The sequence below is a fragment of the Glutamicibacter halophytocola genome (genome assembly GCF_001302565.1).
Classification (GTDB): domain Bacteria; phylum Actinomycetota; class Actinomycetes; order Actinomycetales; family Micrococcaceae; genus Glutamicibacter; species Glutamicibacter halophytocola.
In genome coordinates, this window is the sequence record NZ_CP012750.1 from 1736533 (window position 1) to 1755224 (window position 18692).

At 58.2% G+C, this 18692-nt stretch carries 19 protein-coding genes and 2 tRNA genes; 16 read left to right on the forward strand and 5 right to left on the reverse strand.

The window, feature by feature from the left end; translation table 11 throughout:
• Positions 1 to 35: 35 nt before the first annotated feature.
• Positions 36 to 2780: a pyruvate dehydrogenase (acetyl-transferring), homodimeric type gene (aceE, locus tag AOZ07_RS07950; RefSeq protein WP_060703371.1), complete on the reverse strand. Its 2745-nt coding sequence runs from the start codon at positions 2778 to 2780 to the stop codon at positions 36 to 38.
• Positions 2781 to 3184: 404 nt separating this feature from the next.
• On the opposite strand from aceE, the gene AOZ07_RS07955 reads away from it, so the two are divergent.
• From AOZ07_RS07955 to AOZ07_RS07965, 3 genes are all read left to right on the forward strand, one after another.
• On the forward strand, positions 3185 to 3559 hold the full coding sequence (locus tag AOZ07_RS07955; protein ID WP_098945548.1) for a DUF3052 domain-containing protein: 375 nt from the start codon (positions 3185 to 3187) through the stop codon (positions 3557 to 3559).
• Entirely contained in the window at positions 3559 to 4008 is a 450-nt protein-coding gene (locus AOZ07_RS07960; protein WP_060701516.1) for a redoxin domain-containing protein, read from the forward strand. Before AOZ07_RS07955 ends, AOZ07_RS07960 begins: the two co-directional genes overlap by 1 nt.
• Before the next feature lie 116 nt (positions 4009 to 4124).
• A tRNA-Val gene (locus AOZ07_RS07965) sits at positions 4125 to 4200 on the forward strand.
• A 94-nt stretch (positions 4201 to 4294) separates the two neighbouring features.
• Here the strand turns inward: AOZ07_RS07965 and AOZ07_RS07970 are convergent.
• Positions 4295 to 4762: a hypothetical protein gene (locus AOZ07_RS07970; RefSeq protein WP_060701517.1), complete on the reverse strand. Its 468-nt coding sequence runs from the start codon at positions 4760 to 4762 to the stop codon at positions 4295 to 4297.
• A gap of 234 nt (positions 4763 to 4996) precedes the next feature.
• Between AOZ07_RS07970 and AOZ07_RS07975 the strand changes: the two genes are divergently transcribed.
• From AOZ07_RS07975 to AOZ07_RS08010, 8 genes are all read left to right on the forward strand, one after another.
• A tRNA-Val gene (locus AOZ07_RS07975) sits at positions 4997 to 5072 on the forward strand.
• Between the two features lie 398 nt (positions 5073 to 5470).
• The gene (locus AOZ07_RS07980; RefSeq protein WP_075972449.1) at positions 5471 to 5905 is read left to right on the forward strand and encodes an ArsR/SmtB family transcription factor; all 435 of its coding nucleotides are present in this window, start codon (positions 5471 to 5473) and stop codon (positions 5903 to 5905) included.
• Entirely contained in the window at positions 5902 to 6261 is a 360-nt protein-coding gene (locus AOZ07_RS07985) for a nuclear transport factor 2 family protein (RefSeq protein ID WP_060701518.1), read from the forward strand. The genes AOZ07_RS07980 and AOZ07_RS07985 overlap by 4 nt, the downstream gene beginning before the upstream one ends.
• 13 nt (positions 6262 to 6274) lie before the next feature.
• Positions 6275 to 6622 carry a TfoX/Sxy family protein gene (locus AOZ07_RS07990; protein WP_084793178.1) on the forward strand — a complete coding sequence of 116 codons (348 nt, stop codon included), beginning with the start codon at positions 6275 to 6277 and terminating at the stop codon, positions 6620 to 6622.
• 141 nt (positions 6623 to 6763) lie between these two features.
• A complete protein-coding gene (locus tag AOZ07_RS07995) occupies positions 6764 to 7372 on the forward strand; it encodes a class I SAM-dependent methyltransferase (RefSeq protein WP_060703372.1) in 609 nt (202 codons plus the stop codon).
• A 174-nt stretch (positions 7373 to 7546) separates the two neighbouring features.
• On the forward strand, positions 7547 to 7741 hold the full coding sequence (locus AOZ07_RS08000) for a CsbD family protein (protein WP_060701520.1): 195 nt from the start codon (positions 7547 to 7549) through the stop codon (positions 7739 to 7741).
• Between the two features lie 180 nt (positions 7742 to 7921).
• Positions 7922 to 9091 (forward strand): acetylornithine deacetylase, encoded by a 1170-nt coding sequence (gene argE / locus AOZ07_RS08005; protein ID WP_060701521.1) that lies wholly within the window; start codon positions 7922 to 7924, stop codon positions 9089 to 9091.
• On the forward strand, positions 9088 to 10362 hold the full coding sequence (locus AOZ07_RS08010; protein WP_060701522.1) for an MFS transporter: 1275 nt from the start codon (positions 9088 to 9090) through the stop codon (positions 10360 to 10362). The genes argE and AOZ07_RS08010 overlap by 4 nt, the downstream gene beginning before the upstream one ends.
• A gap of 71 nt (positions 10363 to 10433) precedes the next feature.
• On the opposite strand, the gene trhA is transcribed toward AOZ07_RS08010, so the two are convergent.
• Both trhA and AOZ07_RS08020 read right to left on the reverse strand, forming a co-directional pair.
• Complete coding sequence (gene trhA / locus AOZ07_RS08015; protein WP_194943840.1) at positions 10434 to 11123, reverse strand: PAQR family membrane homeostasis protein TrhA; 690 nt, start codon at positions 11121 to 11123, stop codon at positions 10434 to 10436.
• A 168-nt stretch (positions 11124 to 11291) separates the two neighbouring features.
• Positions 11292 to 11552: a GlsB/YeaQ/YmgE family stress response membrane protein gene (locus AOZ07_RS08020; RefSeq protein ID WP_060701523.1), complete on the reverse strand. Its 261-nt coding sequence runs from the start codon at positions 11550 to 11552 to the stop codon at positions 11292 to 11294.
• A 319-nt stretch (positions 11553 to 11871) separates the two neighbouring features.
• On the opposite strand from AOZ07_RS08020, the gene AOZ07_RS08025 reads away from it, so the two are divergent.
• Complete coding sequence (locus AOZ07_RS08025) at positions 11872 to 12393, forward strand: gluconokinase (protein ID WP_060701524.1); 522 nt, start codon at positions 11872 to 11874, stop codon at positions 12391 to 12393.
• Between the two features lie 47 nt (positions 12394 to 12440).
• Positions 12441 to 13856 carry a GntP family permease gene (locus AOZ07_RS08030; protein ID WP_060701525.1) on the forward strand — a complete coding sequence of 472 codons (1416 nt, stop codon included), beginning with the start codon at positions 12441 to 12443 and terminating at the stop codon, positions 13854 to 13856.
• A 99-nt stretch (positions 13857 to 13955) separates the two neighbouring features.
• Here AOZ07_RS08030 and AOZ07_RS08035 read toward each other — a convergent pair whose 3' ends face one another.
• Positions 13956 to 14690, reverse strand: a complete 735-nt coding sequence (locus tag AOZ07_RS08035; protein WP_060701526.1) for a FadR/GntR family transcriptional regulator — start codon at positions 14688 to 14690, stop codon at positions 13956 to 13958.
• 206 nt (positions 14691 to 14896) lie between these two features.
• On the opposite strand from AOZ07_RS08035, the gene gndA reads away from it, so the two are divergent.
• From gndA to AOZ07_RS08050, 3 genes are all read left to right on the forward strand, one after another.
• The gene (gndA, locus tag AOZ07_RS08040) at positions 14897 to 16336 is read left to right on the forward strand and encodes an NADP-dependent phosphogluconate dehydrogenase (protein ID WP_060701527.1); all 1440 of its coding nucleotides are present in this window, start codon (positions 14897 to 14899) and stop codon (positions 16334 to 16336) included.
• A gap of 197 nt (positions 16337 to 16533) precedes the next feature.
• Positions 16534 to 17538: a phosphodiester glycosidase family protein gene (locus AOZ07_RS08045; protein WP_084793179.1), complete on the forward strand. Its 1005-nt coding sequence runs from the start codon at positions 16534 to 16536 to the stop codon at positions 17536 to 17538.
• Positions 17535 to 18632 carry a bifunctional glycosyltransferase family 2/GtrA family protein gene (locus tag AOZ07_RS08050; RefSeq protein ID WP_060701528.1) on the forward strand — a complete coding sequence of 366 codons (1098 nt, stop codon included), beginning with the start codon at positions 17535 to 17537 and terminating at the stop codon, positions 18630 to 18632. Before AOZ07_RS08045 ends, AOZ07_RS08050 begins: the two co-directional genes overlap by 4 nt.
• The last annotated feature ends 60 nt before the right edge of the window (positions 18633 to 18692 follow it).

Consider the following 18692-nt stretch of genomic DNA (forward strand, 5'->3'; position numbering starts at 1 on the left):
GAGCCGATCTGGCACAAGTGCCGACCCGTGGGTGCTTAGGCGTCGCCGCCAGCGTTGCCGGACTTGCCGGCGTTCGGGTTGTTCAGATCGTACTTGGCGTGGGCTTTCACTGCGGTGTCCGCAGGGATCTCGCCGCGCTCAACCAGCGACTGCAAGGTCTGGACCACCAGCGAGTGGGCATCGATCTTGAAGAAGCGGCGGGCCGCTGCACGGGTGTCCGAGAAGCCGAAGCCGTCCGCGCCCAGGGTGTGGAATTCACCTGGCACGTAGGGGCGGATCTGCTCGGGCACGGCGCGCATGTAGTCGGTGGTCGCGATGACCGGGCCCGGGGTGGACTCCAGCTTGCTGGTCACGTACGGGGTGCGGCGAGCCTTGGAAGGATCGATGAGCACCTCGGCGTCGGCGTTCTGGCCGTCGCGGGCCAGTTCGTTCCACGAAGTCACCGACCAGACATCGGCGGAAACGCCCCACTCTTCGGCGAGGATTTCCTGTGCTTCCAGTGCCCATGGCACGGCCACGCCGGAGGCCAGCAGCTGTGCGCGCGGGCCGTCGGTGGTGGCTTCCTTGAGCAGGTGGATGCCCTTGATGATGCCCTCGACGTCGACGTTTTCCGGCTCAGCTGGCTGGCTGATCGGCTCGTTGTACACGGTCAGGTAGTACATGACGTTTGGATCCTGGTGGGTTCCGCCGTACATGCGGTCCAGGCCGGAGCGCATGATGTGGCCGATTTCGTAACCGTAGGCAGGATCGTAGGTGATCACGGCCGGGTTGGTCGAAGCCAGGATTGGCGAGTGGCCGTCGGCGTGCTGCAGGCCTTCACCGGTCAGGGTGGTGCGGCCGGCGGTAGCGCCGATGATGAAGCCACGGGTCATCTGGTCGCCGGCGGCCCAGAACTGGTCGCCGGTGCGCTGGAAGCCGAACATCGAGTAGAACACGTAGATCGGGATCAGCGGTTCGTCGTGGGTCGAGTAGCTGGTGCCGGCAGCGGTGAATGCTGCGACGGCGCCGGCCTCGTTGATGCCCGGGTGGATCAACTGGCCCTGAGGGGATTCCTTGTAGGCCAGGACCAGGTCGCGGTCCACGGACAGGTAGTTCTGGCCACCTGGGTTGTAGATCTTCGCGGTCGGGAAGAACGAGTCCATGCCGAAGGTGCGGGACTCATCAGGAACGATCGGCACGATGCGGTGGCCGAATTCCTTGTCGCGCATCAGGTCCTTGAGCAGGCGGACGAAGGCCATGGTGGTGGCTGCCTGCTGCTTGCCCGAGCCGCGCTTGGCGATGGCGTATGCCTTGTCGCCTGGCAGCGGGAGCTTGACCGAGGTTTCCTTGCGGCGGGTCGGCACCGAGCCGCCCAGGGCCGCGCGGCGTTCCATCATGTACTTGAACTCCGGCGAATCCTCGGATGGGCGGAAGTACGGTGGCGAGTACAGATCGGCTTCGAGCTGCTCGTCGGTGATCGGGATGCGCAGGTGATCGCGGAAGCCCTTGAGGTCTTCCATGGTCAGCTTCTTCATCTGGTGGGTCGCGTTGCGAGCCTCGAAGTGCGAACCCAGGCCGTAGCCCTTGACGGTCTTGGCCAGGATGACAGTTGGCTTGCCCTTGAACTCGACGGCAGCCTTGTAGGCGGCGTAGACCTTGTGGTAGTCGTGGCCACCGCGCTTGAGGTTCCAGATCTCGTCGTCGGTCATGTCGGCAACCAATTCCTTGGTTTCCGGACGCTGGCCGAAGAAGTGCTCGCGCACGAAGGCGCCGGACTCCGCCTTGTAGGTCTGGTAGTCGCCATCCGGGGTCTGGTTCATGATGTCGACCAGGGCATTGGTCTTGTCGGCTTCGAGCAGGGCATCCCACTCGCGGCCCCAGGTGACCTTGATGACGTTCCAGCCAGCACCGCGGAAGAAGGCTTCCAGTTCCTGCATGATCTTGCCGTTACCGCGAACCGGGCCGTCCAGGCGCTGCAGGTTGCAGTTGATGACGAAGTTCAGGTTGTCCAGCTTTTCGTTGGCAGCCAGCTGCAGGAAGCCGCGCGACTCCGGCTCGTCCATTTCGCCGTCGCCAAGGAAGGCCCAGACCTGCTGGTCGGAGGTGTCCTTGATGCCGCGGTTTTGCAGGTAGCGGTTCAGCTGTGCCTGGTAGATGGCGTTAGCTGGGCCGATGCCCATCGACACGGTCGGGAATTCCCAGAAGTCGGGAAGCGAACGCGGGTGCGGGTAGGAAGGAAGCGCGTGGCCTTCCTTGGAGTGCTCCTGGCGGAAGCCGTCCATGTCCTCTTCGGACAAGCGGCCTTCGAGGAAGGCGCGGGCGTACATGCCCGGCGAGGCGTGGCCCTGGAAGAAGACCTGGTCGCCGCCGCCTGGGTGGTTCTTGCCACGGAAGAAGTGGTTGAAGCCCACTTCGTAGAGGGTGGCTGCACCAGCGTAGGTGGAGATGTGGCCGCCAACGCCGATGGCCGGGTTCTGGGCGCGGTGCACCATGATGGCTGCGTTCCAGCGCATGAAGGCGCGGTAGCGGCGTTCGATGGCTTCATCGCCTGGGAAGTCTGGTTCCTGGTCCACAGGAATAGTGTTCACGTAGTCGGTGGTGGTCACATGGGGGACACCCACGGACTTTGCACCTGCACGCTGCAATAGCGAGCGGATAATGAACTGAGCACGCTCGGTGCCCTGGGATTCTACGAGAGAATCAAACGAGTCCATCCATTCCTGAGTCTCCTCAGGATCCCGATCTGAAAGCTGGTAAGTCAACCCGCTACGGATCTGGGAGATGTGTTCCTCTACAGCCACGGAAGCTCCTTGATTGAATTGCGGCTCCGCTGCGTTGCAGTTTTCCACTGCGATGCGACGGTTTTGGGACAACGGGTGCAGTAACACTGGAGTGATGTGCACTGTCGGTTCATATGCAACTCTAATGTCCTTTTTGCGGGCTTGGGAGCACAATTCTGAGCCAAATAGTGCTTAAATAAGACTTTTCAAGTGACTTGGGCAACACGGTATAGGAGCTATTAGGCTAACGCTCATGTCGATATGATGTGGACCACTGTATCGTGGGTTATATTTGTTCGGCGTGTTATTGCTGCAGCGCTTGAATGGAACAGGAAAACCGTGTTTCGTTGGTAGTAACGCTTTGCACCAGCAGGAGGAATGAAGTGAGCGACGCCGTATCGGCAAATCTGGAGCCCGCCAAAAAAATGGGGTTCCAAAATGAAGACCTTATTCAGGAACTGGGTTACGACGATGACGTGGATTACGATCTGCGTGACTCGATCGAGGATCTGATTGGTTCAGAGCTGCTCACCGAAGAGGATCATGACGTTGTCGACGCAGTTATCTTCTGGTGGCGCGATGGCGATGGAGACCTTGTTGATTCGTTGATGGACGCGTTGAACTGCCTGGAGGAAAGCGGCATTGTTTGGCTGCTGACCCCGAAGCAGGGCCGCGAAGGTCACGTATCCCCAGCACTAATCCAGCAGGAGGCACCGAGTGCCGGCCTGCACGTGACTACAAGTGAAGGTGTTTCGGAGGACTGGTCTGCAGTCCGCCTGGCCCCACGTAAGAAGAACTAATGATTCAAGCAGGTTCGCGCCTGTTCGATTTCTCGCTGCAAAATCAATACGGTGAGTCGATAACCAGCACCGGGCTTTCCCAAGGCCGGGTGCTGGTTGTCTTTTTCCCCTGGGCGTTTTCCAGGGTTTGCGGTTCGGAGTTGGCGGCGCTTAATAAAGAGCATGAGTACTTTGCCGAACGCGGGGTGCGCATCGTGGGCGTATCGGTCGACCATAAATTCGCCCTGCGCAGCTATGCGGAATCGCTAGATCTTGAATTCGAGCTTCTTGCCGACTTCTGGCCCCATGGGGAGGTTGCACGGCAAGCCGGTGCGTTTGATGAGCTTCAAGGTGTCGCTACGCGCGTTTCCCTGCTCGTCGTTGACGGCCGGGTGCAGAAGATTTTCCGCAGCGCGATGGCAGAAGCTCGAGCGATTCAAGACTATATGGATGCTATCGAAGGCTTGTAGTACCGGGGAGCAGGCACTGTGCTCCAGTTCACGCGGAAAGCCTCCGCCTCGATTTGCGCGTTGGGAAATATCTCGGTAAAGTTATTCCTCGTTGGCTTCCAAAGCGAACATGGTTAGGGCCTTTAGCTCAGCTGGTAGAGCGTCACGTTTACACCGTGAATGTCATCGGTTCGATCCCGGTAGGGCCCACCAAGCAAAAAGTCCTCGATCCATCCGGATCGAGGATTTTTTCGTGCATGCCCGGTTTATCTGACTTGGTGCAAGCTCGATAGCGAACGCCCAGCGCTCAATTCGACTGTTTGTGCAGCCGTACTGTTGTTGTCGTGCCCATGATTCCCGCTTCGTAGGAAATCTCGCCATCCTTGAATGTGAATTTCTTGGTGTCGTCACCCGAGGCCAAGATTGCGCTATCCGTGGCTTTGCGATCGCGTTTCGAGGTCCATGAGTGGGAATCTGTTGATGTCCCCGATGCTTTAAAAGTTCCGACCCAATAGAGTGACGTGGTGTCCCCACTATTCGTCACCCAATTAATGGTGATGGAATCCTCGTCGATCGTCGCGGCCTGGTACGCGTCGGGATCCAGCGAATTCGTCTGCTTCCAATTTCCAGTCAAATCTGCAGCTTCGGTAGCGTGGCTCTGTGCGGCAGTGGGTGATGCTACTGATTCCGGGGGAGTCTGGGGGCGTGTCTGCGCACCGCAAGCGGATAGCGCAATGCATAGCGCCAGTGATATAAATGCGAGTGATTTCTTCATGGGCCCAGTTTGGCTCATGGGGCGGACCGTTTAGCGATCGCTGAAGCGTTGCGTCCTTCATCTCCAGCCTTGATCGCAGCACGGCGAATATTCACATGCTGCGATAGTGACGCTCGGCACTCTTTTGTGGAATCACCTTGTTCAATTTGCCAAGTCAGTCCCGGGTGTACTAAATTATTACTTGTTGCAGAGGACGGACAAAGGAACGAAAATTCCTCGTTTGAAACTGCAGGAGGGCCTTTAGCTCAGCTGGTAGAGCGTCACGTTTACACCGTGAATGTCATCGGTTCGATCCCGGTAGGGCCCACCAAAAAGATAACCGCTTCAAAACTCCTGATCGGAGTGCTTGAAGCGGTTTTTCTGTACCCAAGGTTCGCAGAATCGGCATCGGCGAGTGCCAGCTAACGGGCAAAAGTGTTGCCTGTACTTGGCAAGCGGCTCGGGCCAGACATCATCTAAACATGCGACACCTGCTGTTTGCGTTTCCACGTCTTCCGAACCGCCAGAGAGAACGCAACTTCAAGCGCGTCAGGGTTGCAGCTGGCGATGATTGCACAATGGCCCGACAAACGCGGAATTTCTTTGCAACGGCAGATCTCGGCTCTCCTTTCGGCGAGTGATCGTTTTCCCCTTCTCCAAATACGCTGACTTTCACGAGCAGATGCCCGCATTTTTGTTACGCTGGGCCCACTTGCTGCAGGAGGCGCCATGGAAGGTTCAGCATCAGCCATCGACCTTGGACTGTCGTTGCGCACGCTAACCGATGCGAATCGCAGGGAGTCCCCGAAGATCATCTATCTAGCCGAGCAACCCATGCTCTCCACTGCCGAGCCCGTAGAACTTTCACAGCAAACGACTTCTCGTCAGTTAGGGGCGCTACGTAAAACAGGACTCTTCATCAATACCCCAGAAGGCCCTCAGCAGGTTTTTGCAGTGAACACCGAGGGGTTTGCGGTGCTTCGTTCGTATTTGGACGGTGTTTGGCCGGAGCAGTTCGCTGACCTCAAGCCGTTGACCGAATCCGGAAAGTGGAAAGCCATGGCAGGGACAGGCGGCGAATTAGGTGCAGTCCTTGACACCCCTTGCCAAAATAGAAACCACACAAGCAGCTTGCGCAGCAGGAAGAACGGGAGAATCCGATGAATCGGGGCACCGCGCACGGGATCGTGAAGAAATATCACCAAGCATGGACCACCGGAGACATCGATACGGCCATGAGCTGCGTTTCCAAGGACATCTTCTGCCGTGCCCCCGGAATTGATCTGAAAGGCATCAACGCCTACCGGGACTTCATCGGCGGCTTCGCGCCAATGCTGACCGGCATCGGTGAGATCGCGGAATTGTCCGAGGGCGATCGGCTGGCGCTGTTCTACTACCCGCAGACCGCCGTCACTGCCACGACCCCGGCCGCGGAGTATTTCACCGTCGAAGACGGCTTGATCGTGCACAGCGTGCTGATTTTTGACCGTATGTCCTACCGGCCGACCGGGCAGGCTTGAACAAGTGAATGCCATGACTCCCCAGCAATCCCAGGTCGTTGCGCGCCTGAGGTCGATGCTTGCAGCCGAGCCCGCGGTGCGGGAGGTTTCGATGTTCGGCGGCAGGTCCCTGATGGTCAACGAGAAAATGCTCGTCAGCGTCCACAAAGACGGGGGACTGCTCGTGCGAGTCGACGGCGGGCAGCATGAGGAGGTGCTGGGCTGGCCAGGGGCCGCCCAAGCAGAAATGGGGCGCGGCCGCAGCATGGGCCAGGGCTGGATCCAGGTTGCCGCTGAAGCCATCGTCACTGATGACCAGCTCGCTATTTGGGTTCGTGCCGCCATGGAATACAACCGCAAGGCCACCGGTGCAGACCAATAAGTGGAAGGCGGCGTGTTTGGGCAGAGCCCTGGCTCAACATCTGCGGCGGACCATCCGCAACAGGGCGAAATCCTGGAAGAAGGCCGAAGCGAGGCGCCAGCCAACGGCAGGTTTACGGGTGTGCCGTGGGAAAATGGAAGCATGAGTGCACCTGACGAAAACCTCTGGCTCGCCAATCTGCGGGCCAACCCCGACCATTCCCAGAACTTCGCGCAGCGCTGGCGGAATCTGGCCGCCGAAGGCAAGGACATCTTCGGTGAAGCGCGCACCATCGATGCGATGGCCGAACGCGGCAGCAGGATCCTGGATGCCGGCTGCGGCACCGGACGCATCGGCGGATGGCTCTGCGAGCAGGGGCACCAGGTGGTCGGGATCGACCTCGACGCGCACTTGATCGACGTCGCCCGCGAAGACTATCCGCTGGCGCAGTGGCAGGTCGGGAATCTCGCCTCATTCACCGTGGACGATGGTGCGGGGCATCTTCGTGAATTCGACCTGATCGTCTCGGCCGGCAATGTCGTGACGTTCTTGTCCGAGGCTGAACGCCTGCCGGCCCTGCAGAAAATGCGGGAGCATCTGGCTGCCGATGGCCGCCTGGTCATCGGATTCGGTGCCGGGCGCGGCTACACATTCGAGGATTTCACCGCCGATGCGGTACGCGCAGGGCTGGCGGTTCAGCAGCGCTACTCGACCTGGACACTGCGCGAACCAGGCGAGGACTTCCTGGTGGCAGTCCTGGGCCGGGCCTAGGGGCGCGGGACCCAACGGATCGGCGAGCGCATGGCCTATCCGCCGGCCGAGGCCGGCGCCGGTTCGGCGAATAAGTTCCAGCCAATGCGCAGGCGCTGGCCAGCTGGCTCGAGTACTCAACCGGTAGTGTCGAGATTGTACGACGTTGGACCAACCGCGTGAGGAGTACATCTGATGGGTTTGCTAGACAAGTTCAAGAACAAGTCCCAGGAAGCTGCGGGCAAGGCCAAGGAAGCCGCGGGCGATGCCGCCGGCAACGAGGAGCTGCAAGCCGAGGGTATTACGGACCAAGCGGCAGCGGAGGCCAAGCAGGCTGGTGAAGCCGTCAAGGACGCCGCCAAGGATGCCCGCGATAACCTGGGCAGGTAGAAGCAGTGAACTGATGGCACCCGCGAGAGCGGGTGCCATTGGCGTCTTCGGCGGCGATCCGCGAGCCGCACGGGTGGGCGGCAAGGAGCCCGAAGCCTTTGTTGGACATCTACTATGCGCCAGTGACTAGGTGTGACAGCATGAAAACTGTGTAACGAAGCCGAGTACCCAGGAGTTGTAATGGCTGCACCCACCGAAGCAAGCATGAAAGAAATCCGCGAGCTGATCGCGGTGGACACCACGAGCCGCGACACCAATTTGCCGCTGATCGAAAGTGTCGCCGGAAAACTTCGAGCGCACGGTGTGGAGTCCACGCTGATTCACAATGAAGAGCGCACCAAAGCCAACCTGCTGGCGACCATTCCTGCGAGCGATGGCGGCCGCACTGGCGGCATTGTGCTCTCGGGGCACACCGACGTGGTCCCGGTCGACGGGCAGGACTGGAGCAGCGAGCCATTTGATGCCCAGGTACGAGGCGACAAGCTGTACGGCCGTGGAACCTGCGATATGAAGGGCTATCTGGGCGTGATCCTGGCCAAGCTCGATCAGCTGACCAGCGCCCAGCTTTCCGAGCCAATCCACCTGGCGCTGTCCTACGACGAGGAGGTCGGTTGTGTCGGTGCGGTGAGTTTGGTGGACAAGATCGTGGACGATGGATTGGCGCCCCGCGGATGCTTTGTCGGGGAGCCGTCGAGCATGCGGGCGATTCGCGGACACAAGTCGATGAATGTGTTCCGCGTGCAGTTCAACGGAGTCGCCGCGCACTCGTCGCTGCCCTCCGAGGGCGTGAACGCGATTTCCTATGCGCTGCGCTTTGCCGGCTTTGTCGAGGAAGTGTCCCAGGAGCTGCGTACCAGCGGGCCGCAGGATGCAGCGTTCATCGAGCCGTCCACCACCATGAACGTAAATAAGTTTGATGCCGGCATCGCAGTGAACACCATTCCTTCGCAAGCGGTGGTGTTCTTCGAGTACCGTTCATTGGCTGTGGTGGATCGCGAGCAGCTCACGGCCCGCTTCCGCGATGAGGCAGCCAAGCTCGAAGCCCAGATGCGCGTCAAGAATCCGTCGTGCTCGGTCAGCTTCGAGCAGCAGGCTGGTGCTCCCGGCCTGGATACCGAGCCGGGCGAGGAAATTGTCGCGCTAGCGGCAGCCTGCGGGGCGATCGCCACTGATGAGAAGGTAACCTATGGTACCGAAGCGGGCTTGTTCTCTGCCGCGGGCATTCCGACCGTCGTGTGCGGCCCTGGAGACATCGCCCAGGCACACGCACCGGATGAATACATCTTGCTCGACCAGATCGCCGAGTGCGAGAACTTCATTGACTCGCTGATTGCACAGCTGAGCCGATGAGCGCGGCAAGTCAGGCCACCGCGCGACAGATCGCGATGGCCCGCAAGGCGGTCATTTCCAGCTCCATTGGCGCGGCCCTGGAATGGTTCGACATCATTGTTTATGCCACCTTTGCCACCACCATTGCCAAGGTTTTCTATCCCGAGTCGGATCCGACCTTCGCACTGATCCTCACCTTCGCAACCTTTGCGATTTCCTACGTAATCCGTCCGCTGGGCGGGATGGTGCTGGGAAACTATGCTGATCGCAAGGGACGGAAGAAGGCGCTTACCCTCACACTCGGGCTAATGATGGTGGGTACCTTGATCATGGCCGTGGCTCCTCCCTACGCGTCGGTCGGCGTAGCAGGAGCGTTGATCATCCTGCTTTCCCGCCTGATTCAGGGATTCTCTGCCGGTGGCGAATTCGGAACCTCGACCGCATTCCTGATCGAAACGGCTCCGCATAAAAAGGCCTACTACTCTTCGTGGCAGGTGGCCAGCCAAGGCGCTTCGATGATGCTCGCCTCCGGGTTCGGATACTTCCTCACTACTGGCCTGAGTCCACAGGAACTGGAAGCGTGGGGCTGGCGTGTGCCATTTTTCGTGGGCCTGCTGATTGGTCCGGTGGGGCTGTACATCAGAGCCCGGCTGGAGGAGACCGAGGAGTTCACGTCCGTGGTGAAAGAAAAGTTCCCGCTGGGTACCCTCTTCAAAGTGCACTACGGGCGGCTGCTGGCCGGATCTGCGGTCATTGGTGTCGCCACGATCTCGGTCTATTTGATCCTGTTCATGCCAACTTTCGCCGTGAATAACCTGGGCATTCCGGGCGACGCGGCTTTCTTGGGTGGCATCGCAGCTGGCGTCATCACGCTGTGCGGGGTGCCGCTTGTCGGGCATCTGGCAGACCGCGTTGGGCCTGCAAAGGTGATGACCTATGCGGCAGCAGCCGCTTTTGTGCTTGCCTATCCTTTGTTCAAGCTGATGACCTCCACGCCCACAGTCGGGGTCATGGTGGTGGTGATTGCGCTGCTTGGCGTCATCATGTCCTTCTACTTCGGACCGCTTCCTGCGCTGCTCTCGGGACTGTTCCCAGCGGCTATCCGTGGTTCCGGATTGTCAGTTGCCTACAACGTGGGCGTGACCTTGCTCGGGGGCATTGCTCCGCTGGTGCTGACCTGGTTGCTCGACGTGACAGGTTCGCTGGATGCGCCAAGTATCTACTACATGGCCATCACCGTGATTTCGCTGGTCGGCTTGTTCTTCGTCCGTCGGCGCTACGCTCAGCCCTAGCGTCCCCTGAACGCGCACCTGGCCGCCAGCTCTTGTGAGATGGCGGCCACGTGTCTATGCAATGTGCTGGTCTAAAGCGCGACGAGCAGTACGGCAGTCCAATGGCAGAGGAACGCGATGATTGTGCAGGCATGGAATAGTTCGTGGAATCCGAAGACTGTCGGCAAGGGGTTGGGGCGTTTGGTTGCATAAAAAACAGCTCCAACCGTATATGCGAGCCCGCCGGCAAGGATCAGGATCATGGTTGCCGGATTTGCCGCCCAAAATGCTGGCAGCTGCATGAGCGCGCCCCACCCGAGCAGAATGTAGAGACCCACGCCGACCCAGCGCGGTGCCGTGGGCCAGATAGTTTTGATGGCAATCCCGGCTATTGCTCCAGCCCAGATGATGGATAGGACGATTATTGCCTGTTTGCCCGGGAGTGTCAGCGCAGCAACCGGTGTGTAGGTGCCGGCGATGAGCAGGAAAATGTTGGCGTGATCCGCTCGGCGGAAAAGACCCATGACCTTGTCGGTCCAATTTCCGCGGTGGTAGAGCGCGGAGGTGCCAAAGAGCAGGATGGAGCATATCGCGAAGATTGTGCTGGTCCATTCGGCAAGGCGCCCATCGGCCAGGACGATGAGCACCAGATTCATGATGATGATTCCCGGAGTCGACCATGCATGAATCAATCCGCGCCAGCGCGTTCGTTCGGTGCCGACGGACAAGAATTTTTTCGGAGCTCGAATTTCTGCGGTGGGGATCATGGGATCAATGGCCACGGGAGTCCTTAACGTAGTGCTCGGGGAGTGATCCCCAGTCTTCGAAGTCTACGGCAGAATGCTAGGTTCCCACTGTGCCTGACGCAGGATGCCAAACAAGAAGAAACCCGCCCAGTTCACTGGGCGGGTTTCTTCAATGGCGAAAGGGACAAGTATAAAAATGGCCGACTAGGCGCGCTTCTTGGTGATGAATCCCCAAACGACCAAGACAATCAATGCGCCGCCGATGGCTAGGATCCAGCTCCAAAGTGAGAAGAACCCGCTCATTCCCTTGTCAAAGATGAGGCTGCCAATCCAGCCGCCGAGCAATGCGCCGACGACCCCTAGCAACAAGGTTGCGATCCATCCGCCACCTTGCTTGCCTGGCAGGATTGCTTTTGCGATAGCGCCAGCAATCAGGCCCAAAACTATCCATCCAATGAATCCCATGATTCGCTCCAATGGTCAGAATCTCTAGTGATCGGGTTTGACCACTTAATCCAGACATTACATTGCTTTGAGCTGGGGTTCTATAGAGGGGCTGTTGATTCTCGGGCTTTTCTCAACATAGATTCAAGGTTAACTTGAAGGTTCGCGATGTTTCCGCTTGTAACTGATGCTTGATCTGTGGTTTTCAAGAAGTCAAGGTTCGGGTCTTGCGAAATGGTTGACACGGATCACTGTCGCTCATACGCTTGTTAAATCAGATTTTATCCAATCAAACAATCCTTAAGTCTGATATTAGGTTTGCGCACGACGGAGTGAATACATGAGTGAACTGGTCCCAGCCATCATCGTTATGGGTGTTTCGGGCAGCGGCAAGACGACTATCGGCCAGATGCTGGCAGATGAGCTGAATCGTCAATTCGTCGACGGCGATAGCCTGCACCCCGAATCCAATAAGCAGAAAATGGCCGCAGGCGAAGCATTGGACGATCAGGATCGCGAACCATGGTTGCGTGTCATTGGCCAGAAGCTTGCTGAAGGAACCAACCAGGGAGAACCGTTGGTTATTGCGTGCTCCGCCCTGAAGCGCAGCTACCGCGATCTGATTCGCTCCTTGGAACCGACAACCATTTTTGTGCACTTGGCAGGTGTGCCCACTGTTATTCGCGATCGAATGAACGCACGCTCCCACGAGTACATGCCTTCCTCGCTGCTGGATAGCCAATTGGCAACCCTGGAGCTGCCCACCGCCGATGAAGCGGTTCTCACCGCTGACATTTCCAATTCCCCTGAGGACATCGTGCGTCAACTTGTAATTGACCTCGGAGTAGCGCACCTCGCATAAGCCACCTGCCAGCAACTGGCATGAATAACCATTGATCAAGGACGACAATGACAACTGAGCTCGAAATGAACTGGACGCTGGGTACGCCCGGTCTCCTCGGACTCGCGGTAGCGGCGGTCGCCGTGCTGCTGGTCCTAATTATCCGCTTCCGGATCCACGCTTTTGTGGCTCTGGTTCTCACCAGCTTGCTGACAGCAATTGCCGCAGGCATTCCTGCGGCATCGGTGATCACCACTTTGACCAGCGGTTTCGGCTCAACGCTTGCGAGCGTCGCCTTGCTTGTGGGTCTTGGTGCGATGCTCGGCCGAATGCTGGAAACCAGCGGTGGCGCCGAGGTAATGACCAACTGGCTGATCTCCAAGTTCGGCGAAAAGCGAGCTCCACTGGCGCTGTCCGTGGCATCGCTGCTCTTCGGTTTCCCCATCTTCTTCGACGCTGGCCTCGTGGTCATGCTTCCAATCATCTTCACCGTGGCGCGCCGCCTGGGTGGATCTGTGCTGTACTACGCAATTCCAGCGGCAACTGCCTTCTCGGTGATGCACATCTTCGTTCCACCACATCCAGGCCCAGTGGCGGCTTCGGGGCTGCTTGAAGCGAATGTTGGCCTGGTCCTCGTTCTTGGCCTGATTGTCGCCATCCCGACGTGGTTCTTCTCCGGCCACCTGTTCGGCAAGTTCGTTGGCAAGAAGTTCGACATCCCGGTACCAAACATCCTGGATGCAGCACTGGGCAACGGCACTGGCAAGGATGACTTCAAGTCCTCTCCATCGGTAGGAACTGTCTTCAGCCTGCTGCTTCTGCCCCTGATCTTGATCTTCATGAACACCGGGCTGAACATGCTCGGCAGCGCCGGCATCGTTGATGCAGAAGCATCATGGGTTACCTGGCTTCGCCTGTTTGGCGAGACCCCGGTGGCGCTGCTGATTACTGTGTTGCTCGGAATGTTCCTGCTCGGCTTCCGCAAGGGCAAGGACAAGACCTTGGTTGAGACCGTCGTTGACTCGGCTCTCGGCCCGGTATGCTCGATCATCTTGATCACCGGAGCCGGCGGCATGTTCGGTGGAGTGCTTCGTGCCAGCGGCATCGGCAATGCTATCGCGGATTCGCTGCAGTCGGTGGGCATGCCACTGATCATCGCGGGCTTCCTGATCGCAGCCATCGTGCGTTTGGCACAGGGCTCGGCCACCGTGGCATTGACCACCGCGGCTGCCATCGTTCAGCCGGCAATTTTGGCTGATAGCTCCTTGACTGCTTTCCAGGTGGCCACCATGGTTCTGGCGTTGGCCGCCGGTTCGGTGTTCGCTGGCCATGTGAACGACTCCGGCTTCTGGCTGGTGTCCCGCTTCCTGCAGATGGACGTATCGACGACTTTGCGGGTGTGGACCGTAGGGCAGGCTTTGGTTTCGGTTGTCGGCTTCGCCTTCGTGATGGTGCTCTACGGCATTGCGACTGCGCTTGCCTAGCAAGCTGCCTCTGTAGCGAAAAAATCCGCCGGACCAACGAATATTCGTTGGTCCGGCGGATTTTTCCGTTGTCCTGAAAGCGTGAATCAGTGCGCTGATCTAGCGTGCATCCTTGGCTGGGTCGACAAACAGGCGCGGCTGGCCTTCCCAGAGGCTGCAAATCTCGTTGTGGGTGCGGCGCATGATGCTTTCCATGTTCTTGCGGGCACCGGCCGAATCGGAGTTGGAGATGGCATCGGCTACCGATTGGTGCCAGAGCAGCGCCTCTTCGTGCGGGCGCTCCGGCATCAGGCCAAGTTCGGTTCGACCGCGCAGGATCGCGCCAATGGGCGTGGAGAGATTCGCGAACATCTCGTTGCCTGAAGCGGCAAGCACCAGGGCATGGAAGCGAATGTCCAGTTCCAGGAATCGGCGAAGGTCGCCTTGGCGTCCATAGTGATTCATTTGAGCGGAGATCATCATCAGCTCCTTGCGCATGGCTTCCGGTGCGACCTCGGCGGCCAGTTCAGCGGCCATGGGCTCGACGGAAATGCGAAGCTCGGTCAGGGAGCGCAGCTGCGTCCCTTTTTGATCGCCGGCCAGGCGCCAGCGAATGACGTGATCGTCGTAGGGGTTCCAGCTTTCCGCCCCCAGAACTCGAATGCCCACGCGCTTGGTGCTGGTCACCAGGCCGCACTGCGCGAGCACGCGAACCGCTTCGCGAATCACCGAACGGGAGACCTGGAGCTTCTGCTCAAGATCCGCAGCAAGAATAATCGAGCCGCGGGGGATTTGTCCGCTGACGATGCGGGAGCCGAGATGCTCAACCACATGAGCGTGCAGACTAGTTGCCATAGGGATAGTTTAGCTAACGGCTAGGGACAAATAGGGTTGCGCCGACCGAATACCCAGAATAAATATGTTTTAACTTTGGTAGTCCTCTGGGAAACAGGGTGCTGTGCCTAGTAGGATGGGAAGGTCACGTGGTCGTGATTCAGGGGCCATGGTTTATGGTCTCTGTTAACGGCACACCTCCCCGTAATTGATGGAGACTTATTTTTATGCCTGCACAGATTGGTGTCACAGGTCTGGCCGTGATGGGCGCAAACCTCGCCCGCAACTTCGCCCGCAACGGATACACTGTCGCCCTGCACAACCGCTCGGTCGGAAAGACCGACGCACTGCTTGAGGCGCATGGCGATGAAGGCGACTTCATCCGCACCGAAAGCCTCGAAGAGCTGGTCGCGAATCTTGAAACCCCGCGCCGCGTCCTGATTATGGTCAAGGCTGGCGGTCCGGTGGATTCCGTCATCGACCAGCTGGTTCCGCTGCTTGATGAAGGTGACATCGTCATTGACGCAGGCAACTCGCACTACACCGACACCCGTCGCCGCGAAGCAGCCCTGAACGAAAAGGGCCTCCACTTCGTTGGCGTTGGCGTTTCCGGTGGCGAAGAGGGCGCACTGCTGGGCCCATCGATCATGCCAGGCGGCTCGGCCGAGTCCTACAAGGCGCTGGGCCCGATGCTGGAAAAGATTTCCGCCAAGGCCGACGACGGTGCTCCTTGCTGCGCATGGATTTCCACCGATGGTGCGGGCCACTTCGTGAAGATGGTCCACAACGGCATTGAATACGCCGACATGCAGGTTATCGGCGAGGCCTACGACCTGCTGCGCAGCGCTGCAGGCATCGAGCCAGCCGCACAGGCCGAAATCTTCAGCGAGTGGAACAAGGGGGAGCTTTCCAGCTTCCTGATTGAAATCACCGCTGAGGTTCTGGGCCACACCGACGCTGCCACCGGCAAGCCGCTGATCGACGTAATCCAGGACTCCGCGGGCCAGAAGGGCACCGGACGCTGGACCGTGCAGTCCGGCCTGGACATGGGCTCGCCGGTTTCGGCCATCGCCGAATCGGTATTCGCTCGCTCGCTGTCCTCCCAGCGTGACATCCGCGCTGTGGGCCAGAAGGTGCTCGCCGCGGACACCACCGAGGTCACCCTGCCAGAGAACTTCGTCGAAGACGTGCGCCAGGCACTGTTCGCATCGAAGCTGGTTTCCTACGCACAGGGCCTCGACATGCTCACCTCGGCTGCCGGTGAATACAACTGGGAGCTGAAGCTGGACGAGATCGCTGGCTTGTGGCGTGAAGGCTGCATCATCCGCGCGGCCCTGCTCAAGGACATCACTGCTGCTTACTCGGCGGACGAAAAGCCAGTCAACCTGCTGTTCGCTCCAGCCTTTGCCGAGGCAATCGCCAAGGCAGTTCCTGCATGGCGCCGTGTTGTCTCCGTGGCAGTTCAGCTCGGCATTCCGGCACCAGTCTTCTCCTCGTCGCTGGCTTACTACGATGGCCTGCGTCGCGACCGCCTGCCAGCAGCATTGACCCAGGGTCTGCGTGACTTCTTCGGTGCGCACACCTACCGCCGCACTGACAAGGAAGGCACCTTCCACACTCTGTGGAGCGGTGACCGTTCCGAGATTGCTGCAGAGGATACTCACTAGAGTTTTCACAGCCTAAACCGGCCTTCTTTCTAAGGAATTACTTAGAAAGGGGGCCGGTTTTTCTTAATAGGATCAGCGTCACAAAGGCAAAATTTCCCCCGGAAACATCCAACAAAATCTTGCTTGAATTCCCGTTCATGGAAAACACCTATGTATATCGATAACTGCTGACAGGTAGCGTCTATATAAATTTTTCCATGACGAATTCTCCTCAATCACAAAATACGCGAACTGAGCAATTAGCCCACGAAAAAGCGGCCAAGAGTAAAAAGCCATCACGCCGAACGGTACTCATCGGGTCGCTGGCGGTACTCGCCTCAGCAGGTGGCGGTGCAGGATGGGCGCTGGATCGATTTGTTATCGAGCATGTTGAGCAAACCGGTGTCACCAGTGCCGCCGCAACATCTGCGACGACCGCTTCCGAGACTGCGGCAAGTGTCACTGATACCAGCTACACCTCGAATCTTGCCAAGATCAATATCACCAAAACCGTCACGGGCAGTGGCAGTAATCAAGTGACCTACTTTGCAGCCGACCTCAAGCTTCAACAAGGAACCGTGCTGGCTTCTGCCTTTGCCAAGGACAGCTTTGGCGAGAACATCACTGAGACCACCAGTGCCATCGCAGAGAACAACTCAGCAGTATTTGCCATCAACGGCGACTACTACGGATTCCGGGACACGGGCATTGTCATTCGCAACGGCGTAGCCTACAGGGATAAAGGCGCCCGTGAAGGACTGGCATTCTACAAGGATGGCAGCGCCAAGGTTTACGACGAAACCACTACTAACGCAGACACGCTGGTCTCCGAGGGCGTCTGGCAAACTCTGTCTTTCGGCCCTGCCGTCGTCAAGAACTCGAAACAAGTTGACGGCATTGACCAGGTTGAGGTTGATACCAACTTCGGCAACCACTCGATCCAAGGTCAACAACCACGAACCGCCGTTGGCATCATTGATGAGAAGCATTTCGTTTTCGTCGTTGTCGATGGTCGCTCGGAAGGCTATAGCCTCGGGGTGACGATGCCGGAACTGGCCCAAATCATGCTGGATCTGGGGTGCGAAACTGCTTACAACATTGACGGCGGCGGATCTTCGACCATGTTCTTCAACGGGCAGCTGGTTAACAATCCTCTGGGCCGTAATCAAGAGCGAGGCACCTCTGACATTCTCTTTATCGCGGGGCAGGGGGAGATGCAATGATTCTCCTGATCCCAGCATATGAACCCGACGAAAAGCTCAACCAGCTCATTGAGTCGCTAGAACTGCAGAGCAACGAAACGATCCTGGTCCTTGTTGACGATGGCAGCGGAGCAGAATCGGTGGAAATTTTCACCTACGCCCAGCGCCAAGGAGCGGTCCTCATCCAGCATCCGGTCAACATGGGAAAAGGGGCCGCGCTAAAGACCGGTTTCAGCTTCATCGCCGAAAACTTCCCTGGGCATGATGTTGTGACGGCTGACTGCGACGGCCAGCATGCTGCCGAGGATATTTACGCTGTGGCAAGGCAGGTGGGCAGCAAAAAGGGCATCGTTCTTGGCGAACGTGAATTCTCCGGGAAAATACCCCTGCGCAGCCGATTGGGGAACAAGGTCACCACATTGTTCTTCGCGCTATCCACCGGTACGTGGCTCAACGACACCCAAACTGGACTGCGTGGATTCCCAGCAGAAGTACTTGAATGGCTGGGAAGCGTGGACGGCGAGCGCTATGAATACGAATTGAACATGCTCCTTGAAGCGCGCAGGAAGAATATCGCTCTTGAATCGGTCAAGATACAGACCATCTACCTCAACGACAATGAGAGTTCACACTTCAGGCCCATCAGGGATTCGATACGGATTTATGCGCCACTGCTGAAGTTCTCTGCATCTTCGCTGGCAGGGTTCGTGGTGGACACTCTTCTGCTTATGGTGTTCACGGCGATATTCAATAACTTGTTGCCGGCAGTGGTCCTGGCGCGACTCGGAAGCGCAGCGGTGAACTATTGGATCAATCGACAATTGGTGTTCGCCGAAGGCCGTTCGTTGCCGATGCGGTCAACTGTGGCTCGGTACGCGCTGCTGGCACTGGTGCTGCTGGCATTGAATTATGAGTTGCTGACACTGCTCTCAACTGCTGGAATCCCTCTGCTGTTCGCAAAGATTGTCACGGAGATTGTCTTGTTCCTGGCGAGCTTCTCAATCCAAAAGCGGTTTTTGTTTCGACAGCGACGTCAGCGGGAGGTGCCAATTCAAAATTCACAAGCGGGGCATTTGGTGAATACAGAATCGCCACAGACAGGTATTGAAAGATAGTCATATACCCTCCATCGAACAGTAATAAATTACTGCCAATCCTTTTTTGAATTAAGAAAG